We start from the raw sequence: 12,986 nt of genomic DNA on the forward strand, positions 1-12,986 counted from the left end.
GTCGTACGCGCCGCCGTAGGCGCCGTTCTCCAGTTGCCGTACCGGCCACGCTGGGACCGGACCGGTGTTCGATCATGAGCGCTGCCACTCAGGGGCGGGTGAGGACGCCCCAGGGGTGGGGGGCTGGCACTCAGCCGCCTGCCCCCCACCCCGCCGCTCAGCGGCCGGCCGCGCCCGCCGTCGCGGCCAGGGCGGTCCGCCAGTCCTCCCCTGGAAGCGGGGCCAGGGCCCCGGCCAGGCGGTCCGCGCGGTAACGCCAGACGTGGTCCAGGTCCCGGTGGACGCTGCCGGACTCCACCACCCGGCCGCTGCCCCCGGTCAGCGCGACCAGTTCGGTGGCCAGGTCCCACCAGGAGACCTCACCCGAGACGGTGTTGGCGACACCGTGCACGGGCGCGTCCAGCGCGGCCGCCACGGCGCGGGCCAGCGCGACCGCGTGCACCCAGGGCGCCCCGTACCAGTCACGACCGGCCGGGCCAGGGCGGCGGGGTACGGCCAGCTCACGGCCCTCGGCCGCCGCCTGGTACAGCAGCCCGGTGGCGCCCCAGCGCAACTGGTCGCGGAACCGCTCGTGCGGCCCCCACACCAGGGGGGCGCGCAGCGCGCTCGCGCCGCCCCGGCCGCCTCGTCCGGCCACCGCCAGCAGCATCGCCTCGGCGTCCCGCTTCGCCCGGCCGTACGGGCTGAGCGGCTCCACCGAGGGGGCGCCCTCAGCCACCTCCCCGGCATCCGGGCGGCCGTAGGCGTCCACGCTGCTGACGAAGACGAACGGCCCGGACCGCCAGGCCTCGGTCATCGCCGCCATCGCCGCGAGGTCCACCTCATGGCGGGTGAAGGTGCAGGCCGCGTGGACGACGGCGTCGGCTTCGCGTACCGCCGCGCGCAGCCCGTCCAGGTCGGTGAGGTCGCCCTCCACCACCTCCACCCCGTCGCCGACGCCGTGGAGGAGATGGGCCGACTCCGGGCGGGCCAGCGCCAGCACCGGACGGCCCCGCGCGGCCAGCTCCCGCAGCACGAAGGCGCCCACCCCTCCGGTCGCCCCGGTGACCAGCACCGCGCCCTCGCGACGGCGCCGACCGGACACCGGTGCGGCGGCCTTCGCCGCCTCGGCCGCCGTCCGCTCGGCCTCCCGGGCGTCCAGCAGGGCGCTGATCTCCCGAGGGGTACGGGCCTGGAGGATGTCGAGCCCGGTCAGCGGCAACCGCAGCTCCGCCCGCAGCCGTTCGGCGAGCTGCACGGCCACCAGCGAGTGGCCGCCCAGCGCGAAGAAGTCGTCGTCCGGTTCGGGGGTGCGGCCCAGCAGGACCCGGAAGCCCTCGGTCACCGCCTCGGCCCGCGGCCCCGATGCGTCCGCAGGGAGGCCGGTGAGACCCGGCAGGGCCGCCCGGTCCAGGGAGCCGTCAGACGTACGGGGCATCGCGTCCAGCAGCATCACGGCCGCCGGGAGCTGTGCCGACGGCAACCGGGTGCGCAGCCGGGCGCGCAACTCGGCGGGCGGCGGGGCGGACACCCCGCACGGCACCGCGTACGCCAGCACCGGACCGCCACCCGGTGGCGCGACCACGGCCGCCTCGGCCACCTGCGGATGCGACCGCAGGACCGACTCGGCCGGGTGCGCGGAGCGCGCCTCCTCCGGGCGGGCCACGGACGGCAGCGCGGAGAGCGGCAGCGCCGGGTCGGCGGCCACCGAGGTGAGCACCGCGGCATGCGCCTCGGCCAGCGCGATCCCGGTCTCCTCGTCCAGCGCCGGGCCCGCGTACTGCACCAGCGCGGCCGGCAGGCCGCCACCGTCCAGCGGGCCGCCCTCCAGGAGGCAGAACGACAGGTCGAACTTGGCGGTGGAGGCCGGGACGTCGACATACTCGCCGCTGGTGCCCGGCAGCCGCAGCGCGACCGGCTCACCCGGCAGGTCCGCGGTGACCCGCACCAGCCCCGTACCGTCACCGCCCCGGGCCGCGGCCCCCAGCCGGCCCAGGATCAGGTCGAACGGCACGTCACCGTGGTGCTGGGCGTCGAGCAGCGCCTCGCGAACCCGCCCGAGCAGGGTGGCGAACGCCGGGTCACCGCCGAGGTCCACCCGTACGGGCAGGGTGTTGACGCACAGCCCGACCAGACCGCGCATCGCGCTGCCCCGGCGGTGCGTACCGGCGACCCCGATCACCAGGTCGTCGGTGCCGGTCAGCCGGTGCAGCGAGGCGAACGCGGCGGCCAGCGCGACCGTGAAGAGGGTGGCGCCATGGCGGGTGCCCAACTCGCGCAGCTCGGCCGGGAGCGAGGCGGGCAGCGAACGGGAGACCGCCACGCTTCCGGTGGACGTGCCCCGGGCCGGACCCGGCAGCGAGACCGGCGCCGCCCCGGCCAGCCGCTCCGCCCAGTGGCGCAGCCCCGGTTCATGGCCGCCCGCGCCGGCGTGCTCGCGGCGCGCGTGGTCGAGGTACTGCGGCGGGGTGCCGGGCAGCACCGCCGGACCGCCGCTCGTGGCGGCCGAGTAGAGCGCGGCCAGCTCGGTGGCGACCGTCTCCAGCGAGCCGCCGTCGATGGTGATGTGGTGGAAGACCACCAGCACCGTGTGGTCCCGCTCGCCGTGGCGGAGCACCAGCGCCCGGGGCAGCGCGCCCGCCGCCAGGTCGAACGGGCGCCGCGCCTCGCGGGCCAGCAGCTCCGCGGCCTCGGCAGGCTCGCAGCGGACGACCGGCAGCGCGATCCGCTCCGGCGCGGGCAGCGTCTCCTGGTACGGCGTCTGCCGATACGGCTCGACGGCTTCCGCCTCCTCGCGGAAGCGCACCCGCAGCGCGCTGTGCCGGGCGACCAGGCCGGTCAGCGCCGCCTCCAGCGCCGCTAGGTCCAGCGCCCCGCGCACCCGGGTGGCGAACGGTACGGCGTAGGAGTCGCCGGTACCACCAAGGCGCTCCATCAGCCACATCCGGTGCTGGGCGTGGGACAGCGGCGCCCGCTCCCCGACCGCCGCGGCGGCGGTGCCAGGCGCATCGACCGGGACAGAGGCGCGACGGGCGCGGGCCCGGCGCAGCAGCTCCTCCTGGAAGGCGGTGGAGGAGGAAGGGGACACATGCTCAGCGGGCATCTGCAACCTCCGAAAGGTCACCGGAAAAGCTGCCGGAAAGGCCGCTGGAAGGACCGCCGGAAAGGCCGCTGGAAGGACCGCCGGGAAGGCCGCTGGAAGGACCGCCGGAAAGACCGCCAGACGGGCCATCGGGGCGGCCGCCGGACGGGCCATCAGGACGGCCGTCAGGACGGTCGTCGGGGCGCAGATCGGCGTGCGCGGCGAGCAGGGCGTGCTCCACCAGGGCAGCGTGCGCCGCCACCGTGGGGGCGGTGAAGAAGTCTGCCAGGGCGATCTCCACGCCCAGCTCCTCGCGCAGGTCGTCGGTGACCACCAGGGCGAGCAGCGAGTGCCCGCCCAGGGCCAGGAAGTCGGCGTCCGCACGGGTCACCTCGCAGCCCAGCGCCCGCGCCCACACCTGGGCGACGGCCTCCTGGAGCGGGGTGAGCGGCGCGGTGGCCGCCCCGTCGGCCGCGTCCGGGGCCGGGGCCGCCGCCAGCAGCCGGCGGTCGACCTTGCCGGAGGCGGTGAGCGGCAGCCGCTCGACGATCCTCAGCTCCTCCGGCACCAGCGGGGCGGGCAGCAGGGCCGCCAGCCGTTCGCGCAGCGCGGTGGTGCGCGGCACCGGCCCGGCGGCGGCGACCACATGCCCCACCAGCCGGATGTCACCCCCCTCGGGGCGGTCGACGGTGACCGCGGCGTCGTCCACCTGGTCCAGGCTCCGCAGCGCGTGCTCCACCTCGCCCGGCTCCACCCGGTGACCGCGGATCTTCACCTGGTCGTCGGTGCGGCCGTGGAAGCGCAGCAGGCCGTCAGGGTCCCGGGAGACCACATCGCCGGTGCGGTAGAGGCGCCCGGCGCCCGGGTGGTCGGTGAACCGCTCGGCGGTGAGCTCGGGTCGGCCCGCGTACCCCTGCGACAGCCGGCTGCCGCCGATCCACAGCTCGCCGCGCTCCCCGTCCGCCACCGGCGCGCCCTCGGAGTCAAGGACATGCGCGGTGGCCCCGGCGACCGGCCGGCCGATGGGCACCTGGCCCTCGCAGTCGGCCGCGGTCACCCGGTGGGCGGTGGCGAAGGTGGTGGTCTCCGTCGGCCCGTAGCCGTTGACCAGCTCCAGCCAGGGGAAGGCCGCCAGGACCTCCCGGGCGGGCCGGGCGGCCAGCGCCTCGCCGCCCACCACCACGGACCGCAGCACCGAGAAGAGCCGGGAGCGGCGGGCCGCCAGCTGGTGGAAGAGGGCGGTGGTGAGGAAGGCGACGGTGACCCCGTGGCGCTCCACATGGCGGGCCAGGTCCTCGAAGGAGGGCTTCTCCACGGTGCACACCACCACGGCCGCCCCGTTGGCCAGGGGGCCCCATACCTCGAAGGTGGAGGCGTCGAAGGTGGTGGGGGAGTGGAAGAGCACCCGGTCGCGGGCGGTCAGCGTCACGAACGCCGGGTCGGCGAGGAGTTCGGCGACCGCCCCGTGCGGCACGGCCACGCCCTTGGGGCGGCCGGTGGACCCGGAGGTGAACATGATGAAGGCGGTCGCGGACGGGGCGGGCGGCGCCCACTCCTCCGTACGGGGGGCCGCCTCGTGGCCGGTGACCGGCAGGGCGAGCGTCCGGCCGGTGAGGGCCGCCGACTCCAGCAGCTTGGAGTCGCCGAGGGTGAGGCTGATCCCGGCGTCGGCGGCCATCGCCTCGGTACGGGGCCGGGGGTGGGCCGGGTCGAGCGGGACGCACACCGCGCCCGCCCACCACAGCGCCAGCTGGGCGACGACCGTGGTGGCGGACCGAGGGACCAGCAGCCCCACCCGGTCACCGGTCCGCACCCCGTGCCGACGCAACTGACCGGCCAAGGAGCCCGCGGCGGCGGTCAGTTCGGCGTAGGTGAGGGTGGTGTCCCCGTCGGTGACGGCCAGCGCGCCGGGGGTGCGCCGGGCGTGCCGGAGCACCAGTTCGGGCAGCGTCGGCGGGACGGGGGACGGGCCCGGCCGGTCCATGCCGTTGCCGATGATGTGGGCGTCCATGTCAGTTCCCTTCCGGGCGGGCGGAGTCGGCGCGCTTGGCGTCGACCAGGGCGGCGATGGACCGCAGGTCGGGCTGGCGCAGCAGGGCGGAGGCGCGCAGCCGGATCCCGGCCTCGTCCTCGATGACGGTCAGCAGCCGGGCGGCGGCCAGCGAGGTGCCCCCGGCGGCGGTGAAGCCCTCGTCCAGTGCGGCGTCCGGGCGGCCGAGCAGCTCGCGTACGGCCGCCAGCACCAGCCGTTCGCCGAAGGTGTTCCCCTCGGACCCGGCCGCCGGGGCGGGGGCCTCCGCCCGGCGGGCCAGCTCGGCGCGGTCCACCTTGCCGTTGGCGTCCAGCGGGAAGGCGTCGGTGATCCGTACGGTGCCGGGCACGGCCTGCTCGGGCAGCCAGCCGCGTACGGCGGAGAGCAGCGCGCTCGCGGTGGGCCGCGCCCCCGGGACCGGCCGCACATGGGCGACCAGCCGGGCACGGCCCTCGGGGGTGCGGGCGACCGTGACCACGGCGCCGCGCACCGACGGGTCCTGCTCGAACGCCGCCTCCACCTCGGCCGGTTCGATCCGCACCCCGCTGATCTTCACCTGGTCGTCCAGGCGGCCCAGGAACTCCAGCAGCCCGTCCGCGCGCATCCGCACCCGGTCGCCGGTGCGGTACCAGCGGCCCGACCCCGCCCGCGTACCGCCCTCCTGGGCGAACCGGTGGGCGGTCAGCTCCGGGTCGAGGTAGCCCAGCGCCAGGCAGTCGCCGCCGATGCGCAGCTCCCCCTCCGCACCGGGCGGCACCGGCCGTCCCTCGCCGTCGGTGACCAGCACGGACGCGCCCGGGATCGGGCGGCCGATCGGCGGGGCGGCCGAGCGATCAGCGGGCCCCTCACCGGGACGCATGGTGTGCACGGTGGTGACCACGGTGGCCTCGGCCGGGCCGTAGGCGTTGTGCACGGTGGCGGTCACCTCCGGGCCCGGGTGGCGGCGCATCCGGTCCCCACCGGACACCAGCTGGCGCAGCACCAGCCCCTTCGGCCAGGGCCGGTCGAGCAGCGGCTCCACCATCGGGGTCGCCGCGACCGCCACTGTCACGGCGGCCTCCCGCCACCAGTCGGTGAGCGCGGAGGGGTCCCAGCGCACCTCGTCCGGGGCCGGGACCAGCGCCGCCCCCGAGGTCAGCCCGGCCCACAACTCCAGCAGATGCGGGTCGAAGGCGACCCCGATGAGCAGCGACTGCCGGTCGCCGGGGGCCAGTCCGACCGCCTCCCGGTACCAGTCCAGCAGCCCGGTCAGCGAGCGCTCACCGACCGCCACCGCCTTGGGGCGGCCGGTGGAGCCCGAGGTGAGCACCGCGTAGAAGCTGCCCTCGGGCGCCCGCCGGGCCCCCTCGGGCCGCTCGGCGAACGCCGCCACCACCGCGTCCACGGCGTTGGCACCGGCCACCGGCAGCGGGAGCGCGACCCGCTCGGCGTCCCGGTGCCGGGGCGGCAGGACCTCCGGGGCGCCGATCAGGCACACCACGTCCAGGTCCTCGGTCACCGCCTCGGTGCGGCGCGCCCCGGGGCGCGGGCCGAGCGGAAGGTACACCGCGCCCAGCCGGGCCAGCGCCACGGCGGTGACCACTAGGGCGGCGGAGCGGTCGAGGCAGACGCCCACCAGATCGCCCGGGCGCACCCGGTCGCGCAGGATGCCGGCGGCCCGGTCGGCGGCCTCCGACACCTCCGCGTACGACCAGCGGTGCGGGCCGTCCACCACGGCGGGCGCCTGCGGGGCGGCCGCCGCCCACTCCTCGAAGCGGGCGAGCACGGCGGCGCCCGTGGTCCGGGTCATCGGGGCTGCGGCGGTCATCGGGACTCCAGCGGGGTGGTCGTGGCGGCGAGGGCGCCGGCCTGGTCGGCCAGGACCGGGTGCTGGAACAGCACCCGCAGCGGCGGCCGGTGGCCGAGCCGCGGTTCCAGCCAGGCGGCGAGCCGGGCGGCGAGCAGCGAGTGGCCGCCGGTGTGGAAGAAGTGCGAGGAGGCGTCGAAGCGGTCGTGGCCCAGCACCGTCCGCCAGCCGTCGGCGAGCAGCGCCGTCATCGGGTCGCCGTCCGGGAGGGCGGCCGAGGCGGCCTCCGGCTCCGGGGCGCCCTCCAGGACCGCCGCCGCCCGGGTCAGCGCGGACCGGTCCGGCTTGCCGCCGGCCAGCACCGGCAGCCGCTCCAGCCGCGCCCACCGGGCCGGGACCAGCGCGGCCGGCAGCCTGCGCCCCAGCTCCTCGTGCAGCGCCCGCTCACTCCAGGCGTCCGCCTCGCCGCCCTGCTCCAGGAAGCCGACCAGCCGCGGCGCCCCGGGCCCCTCGCGGTCCAGCACCACCGCGCAGGACCGTCCGCCGAGGATGGTGGACGCCGCCGCCTCCACCTCCTCCAACTCGATGCGGTAGCCGCGCAGTTTGACCTGGTGGTCGCGGCGGCCCAGGAAGTACAGCAGCCCGTCGAGGCCCCGGTAGCCGAGGTCGCCGGTGAGATAGACCCGCTGCCCGCCGAGCGCGGCGACCTCCGGGAACCGGGCCTCGGTGACCTCCGGACGGCCCGGGTAGCCCTCGGCCAATCCGGCGCCACCGATGGCCAGTTCGCCCACCGCGCCGTCCGGCAGCGGCCGCCGGTGCGCGTCCAGCACGTACACCCGCTGCCCGGGCAGCTCGGTGCCGAGCGGCACTTCCGCCGCCCCGTCCAGGCTCCCGGCGGTGATCTCGTACGCGGTGGAGCTGATCGCCGCCTCGGTGACCCCGTACACATTGAACAGCCGGGCGCCGGTCAGGCCCCGGAAGGCGCGGGCCACCTCGGCCGGCAGCCGCTCGCCGCCCAGCGCCAGCACCCTGGGGGCCCAGCGGCCGCCCGCCAGCACGGCGGTCAGCTCCCCGCGCACGGCCAGGAAGTAACTGGTGGGCAGATTGGCGACGGTGACCCCGGTGGCGACCAGCGACTCGGCCAGCTCCGCCCCCGTCGGCACCTCCACAGCGGGCACCACCAGGCAGGCCCCGGCGTGCAGCGAGGGCAGCACCTCCTCCAGCGACACATCGAACGACGGCTGGGCGAAGAGCAGCACCCGGTCCTCGGGCACCAGCCCGAACACCTCGGCGGCGCCCGTCAGATGGTTCTCCAGCGCGACCCGGCCCACCGCGACCGGCTTGGGCATCCCGGTCGAGCCCGAGGTGTGGATGACGTACACCGCGCCGGGCAGGGTGGCGGCCGGCGCGGCCGGCGGCAGCCGGGGCGCGCGCACCTCGGCGGCGGGCAGCCCGGCCGGTACGGGGATCGGGGCGTCCGGCGAGGTCAGCACCAGCGCCGGGGCCAGCCGGTCGAGCAGCGCCGCCAGCCGGGCGGGCGGATCGGACGGGGAGAGCGGGCAGTACACCGCCCCGGTGCGCAGACAGGCCAGCAGGGTCACCACCGAGTCGGCACCGCGCGGCAGCACCGCCGCCACCGGCTGACCGGCCCGCACCCCGGCCGCCCGCAGCCGCTCGGCCAGCGAGGCGACCAGCGCGTCCAACTCGCCGTAGCTCAGCGTCCGTTCCCCGGTCAGCAGCGCGGGCCGGGCCGGGTCGTGCGCGGCCAGCGGGTCCAGCAGATCGCGGTCACGGGCGGATGCCGGGACGGCCGGCACCTCCGGAACCGGCTGCGGGGCGAGGTCGGCCAGAGGGGTGCCGGAGGAGTCCAGATAGGCGCGGCAGAGGCCCGCCAGGCGCTCGGCCAGCAGGGTGGCGACCTCCTCGCCGAACAGGTCGGCGTCGTAGTCCCAGACCAGGGTCATCCCGGCCACCCCCTGCCGGGGGCTCACCCCGCGCCGGTCGTCGGGCAGCAGCACCACATCGAGGTCGAAGCGGGTGGTGCCGGTGTTGAACCCCTCGAACAGGGTGACGTCCAGGCCCGGTACGTCGATCTCCGGCAGCTCGGCGTCATGGGCGCTGAACATCACCCCGAACAGCGGATTGTCCGCGCCGCTGGTGTGCAGCCCCAGCTCCCGGGTCAGCTCCTGTACCGGGGTGCCCTGATGGGGCAGCGCCCGGATCAGGACATCGGTGACCTCCTCGGTCGCCTCCTGCGCGGGCGCCGCCGGGTCCAGCCGCAGCGGCAGCGGGATGGTGTTGACGAACATCCCGACCGCGTCCTCGTACCCGCGCGGCCGGTTGCCGACGGCGGTGCCGACCACCATCGAGGAGCGCCCGCTGTGCCGCCGCAGCAACTCCGCGAACAGCCCCAGCAGTACGGCGAACGGGGTCAAGCCGTTCTCCTTGGCGTGCGCCCGCAGCCGCTCGGCGAGGTCGGCGCCGATGGTCTGGCGCAACTGGCCGCCGCGGTGCCGGCGCCGGGCCCCGGGCCGGGCCAGCCCGGGCAGCGGCATGTCCCGGGGCAGGTCCCCGAGCAGCCCGGTCCAGAAGGCCAGGGACTCGTCGCGCTCCCCGGCCGCCGTACGCGCCCGCCGGGCCTCCTGCTCGGCCAGCTGCGCCCGGACATGGTCGGCGTACGAGGAGGGCCGGGGCAGGGTGACCGGCTCGCCCAGCACCTGGGCGCGGTAGACGGTGAACACGTCCCGCAGCAGGATCGCGAACGAGTGGCCGTCATGGATCAGATGGTGCTCGACGTGGATGAGCCGGTGCCGGTCGGCGGCCATCCGCACCAGCGTCCAGCGCAGCAGCGGGGCCTCATGGGTGTCGAGCGAGGTCTCCGCCTCGGTGCGCAGCAGCTCCTGGAAGGCGGCGTCCGGATCGGGCCGGCCGCTGAGGTCCACGGTGCGCAGCCGCGGCGCGCACTCCTCGGCCACCCGCTGCCCGGGCACCGAGCCCGGTACATCGACCAGCTCCAGCCGCAGTCCGGGATGGCGGTCGAGGGTGGCGGCCAGGCCGCGGCGCAGCGCCTCGGGGTCGAGGGTGCCCCACAGATCGAGGGCGGCGGTGAAGTTGTAGGCACGGCTGCCGGTGTGCACCTGCTCGTGCAGCCACACGATCTCCTGCGAGGAGGAGAGCGGAAACATGGGCGATCCCTGGGTTGTCGGGTCGTGCGGACACGCCCGGGCACGGTGGTGCCGGGCGGTGGGGGGTGGGCCGTACGCGGATCACGCGCGGGCCCGGGTGGGGTCGCCGACATGGGTGGGGCCGGCAGGGTGCGGCGCCGCCGTGCGGAACACGGTCCGGCGCCGCCGGCGGTACGGGGAGAAGTCAGAGAACCAGCGTCGCTTCGGGCCCTTCGGGCACCCGCAGCGCGTCGGTGAGGGCGGCGAAGGCACGCTCGGCGTCCCGGTCGGCGAGGACCGCGCGGTCCCACACCATCCGCAGCCGCAGCCCGTCGCCCTGGGTGACCGAGACCGCGAACGGGCCGCGCACCGGGCGCCCGTCCACCTCGGCCTCCCGGCCGGGGACACCGCCGAGGACCAGCGCCGGCCGGTCCCGTACATCGTCCACGGTCAGCAGCCCGGCCAGCGCCCCGGACCACGCGGAGCCCGCGGCCCTGGCCGCCTGGACCACCGCGTCGAAGGGGGTGTCGGCCCGGTCCAGGTCGTCCCACCAGCGCTCGGTGGTGGAGTCCCGGCCCGCCCCCTGATCCGAACCGGCGGGGAAGACCAGGGTGTTGAGGAAGCAGCCGAGCACCTCTTCGGCCCCCGGCGGCCGGCCGCCCCAGGGGTAGCCGAGCGGTACGGGCCCGCCCTCCGCCCCGTACAGCGCCTGCACCGCCGCCGTGCAGCCGTCCAGCAGGGCCGGGAAGCCCACCCCGCCGGGGACGCCCGGCAGCCGGACCCGCAAAGCGCCACTGGACGCGCCGGTCGCGGAGGGCACCGGCGGTGCGGTGTGCTCCCGTACGGTGCGCAGCCGCTCGCCCCAGTAGTCCAGGGCGGCCGGGGTGGACGCGCGCTCCTCGGCGTCGAGCTGCGCCAGCACCGCCGCCCGGTAGTCGGCCGGCCGGTCGTCCGCCCCGTCCCCGTCCGCCTCCTCGGCGCCCCGCTCCTCGTAGGCCGCGCCGAGCTCCGCCACGATCCGCCCCAGCGACCAGCCGTCGCACACGGCGTGGTCCAGGACGATGGCCAGGATCTCGCGGGCCTGTCCCGGTTCACCGCCGCCCGTGTCCTCCGCCAGCAGGATCCGCATCGGCGGCCCGTCCACGGCCCATTCGGCCAGGGCGCGGCGCAGCGCGTCCTCGGCGCTCTCCCCGGCCAGCCGGGCCACCCGGGCCACCGGGACCTCCGGCTCGGCGAGCCGGAGCACCGGGATGCCCCGTACCACCGAGGGCCGGGCCCGCAGCGCGGGATGCCGGGCGGCCAGCCGCGCCGCCGCGGCGCGCAGCCGCTCCGGGTCCACGGTCCCCGCGGGGAAGGCGAAGAACATCGGCACCAGGTCCGGACGGCCCGCGCGGTCCAGGGCGCGCACCAGCAGAAAGCGGCGCTGCGCCCCGGTGGCCGGCAGCAGCAGCGGTGCCTCCCCGCCCTCGTCGAGCCGCCGGTAGCGGGCCAGGTACTGACCGGTGATGCTCTGCACGGGATCCCTTCCGGAGGTGGTGTGTCGTCGTCCGCCGCTCATGGGGTGCCCGCCCCGGCGGGCGCGGCATCGTCGGCCTGGGCGTCGGCGTCCGCGGGGGCCGGCAGGTCGCGCATCCGGCGCAGCGGGGAGAGCAGCAGCGGCAGGGGGACCAGCAGGAAGCCGGCGGCGCAGCAGACCAGCGCCGTGCGCGGACCGAGGCCCTCGGCCAGGGCGCCACCCGCCAGCGCGCCCAGCGGCAGGGTGCCCCACATCAGGAACCGCAGGGTGGCGTTCATCCGGCCCAGCAGCCGCGGCGGGCAGAGCGACTGGCGGAAGCTCACCTGCGCCACGTTGTAGACCACCGCACCGAAGAACACCGTGCCCGAGGCCACCGCGAACAGGGCCGCGCCCGCGCCGCCGGAGGACAGCGGCCAGAGCACCGCGAAGGGGCCGGTGGCCAGCGGCGCCAGCCAGATCACCCGGGCCTGCCCGAACCGGCGGCCGATCGCCCCGGCGCACAGCGCACCGGCCAGTCCGCCGACGGCGGCCGCCGAGTACACCAACCCCAGTGCGGTGGGCGGCAGTTCCAGCGTCCGGACCAGGAAGACGGTCTGTACGGCCATCAGGATGGCGGCGAGGAAGTTCCCCAGGGCGGTGGCGGCGGCGATCACCCGCAGCAGCGGGTGGCGGACGACGAAGCGGAGCCCCTCGGCGACCTCCCCGGTGAGCGAGGCGCCCGGCACGGGCTCCGGCCGCTCCTCGGTGTCCTTGATGCCGAGCAGGAACAGCGCGCTGAGCGCATAGCCGACCGCGTTGGCCGCGACCGCCAGCTGGGCCCCCGCGAGCTGCACCAGCCCGCCCCCGAGACCGGGGCCCGCCACCTGCGCGGAGGAACGCACCACCTCCAGCGCGCCGTTGCCGGCCACCAGCTGTTCACGGGGGAGCAGCCGGGGCAGGAAGCTCTGGTGCGCCACGTCGAAGAAGACGGTGGCGGCCCCGGTGACCAGGGCCACCAGATAGAGCTGGGCCATCGTCAGGACCCCGGCGATCCCGGCCAGCGGGACGCTCGCCATGGCGGCCGCCCGGACCACGTCGGCGCGGATCATCAGCGGAAGCTTGCGCATCCGGTCGACCCAGGCCCCGGCGGGCAGGCCGATCAGCAGAAAGGCGGCCGTCTCCGCGGCAGTGAGCGCGCCCACCTCCAGCGGGGAGGCGTCGAGTACGAGGACGGCCACCAGCGGCAGCGCCACCAGGGTGATCTGGGCGCCCGCCTGGCCGGCCGCGGCGCCGGCCAGCAGCAACCGGAAGTCCCGCAGGCGCAGCGGACCCCCGCGCCCGGAGACGGTGTGGGTTACGGACATATGAGCGACCTTCACCGAACGAATGATCAGTCGTCAACGCGAGCTGTCCATTTTTGATCATTTTTCTTCGGCGTTTTAGCAACG

General features: G+C 76.7%; 6 protein-coding genes. All 6 read right to left on the reverse strand.

The genetic code is table 11. The features are described 5' to 3' along the window. Positions 1–157 precede the first annotated feature (157 nt). Positions 158–3,082 carry a condensation domain-containing protein gene (locus M1O15_RS15545; protein ID WP_248634419.1) on the reverse strand — a complete coding sequence of 975 codons (2,925 nt, stop codon included), beginning with the start codon at positions 3,080–3,082 and terminating at the stop codon, positions 158–160. Continuing rightward, the gene (locus M1O15_RS15550) at positions 3,072–5,072 is read right to left on the reverse strand and encodes a non-ribosomal peptide synthetase (RefSeq protein ID WP_248634420.1); all 2,001 of its coding nucleotides are present in this window, start codon (positions 5,070–5,072) and stop codon (positions 3,072–3,074) included. Before M1O15_RS15550 ends, M1O15_RS15545 begins: the two co-directional genes overlap by 11 nt. A gap of 1 nt (position 5,073) precedes the next feature. Next, positions 5,074–6,900 (reverse strand): non-ribosomal peptide synthetase, encoded by a 1,827-nt coding sequence (locus tag M1O15_RS15555; RefSeq protein ID WP_248634421.1) that lies wholly within the window; start codon positions 6,898–6,900, stop codon positions 5,074–5,076. Further along, positions 6,897–10,064, reverse strand: coding sequence for a non-ribosomal peptide synthetase (locus M1O15_RS15560; RefSeq protein WP_248634422.1), 3,168 nt, complete (start codon positions 10,062–10,064; stop codon positions 6,897–6,899). Before M1O15_RS15560 ends, M1O15_RS15555 begins: the two co-directional genes overlap by 4 nt. Positions 10,065–10,248: 184 nt before the next feature. Next, the gene (locus tag M1O15_RS15565; protein WP_248634423.1) at positions 10,249–11,559 is read right to left on the reverse strand and encodes a non-ribosomal peptide synthetase; all 1,311 of its coding nucleotides are present in this window, start codon (positions 11,557–11,559) and stop codon (positions 10,249–10,251) included. 38 nt (positions 11,560–11,597) lie between these two features. Beyond that, positions 11,598–12,902 (reverse strand): MFS transporter, encoded by a 1,305-nt coding sequence (locus M1O15_RS15570; RefSeq protein WP_248634424.1) that lies wholly within the window; start codon positions 12,900–12,902, stop codon positions 11,598–11,600. Between the last annotated feature and the right edge of the window lie 84 nt (positions 12,903–12,986).

The organism is Streptomyces lichenis (assembly GCF_023218175.1).
GTDB classification, from domain to species: Bacteria; Actinomycetota; Actinomycetes; order Streptomycetales; family Streptomycetaceae; genus Streptomyces; species Streptomyces lichenis.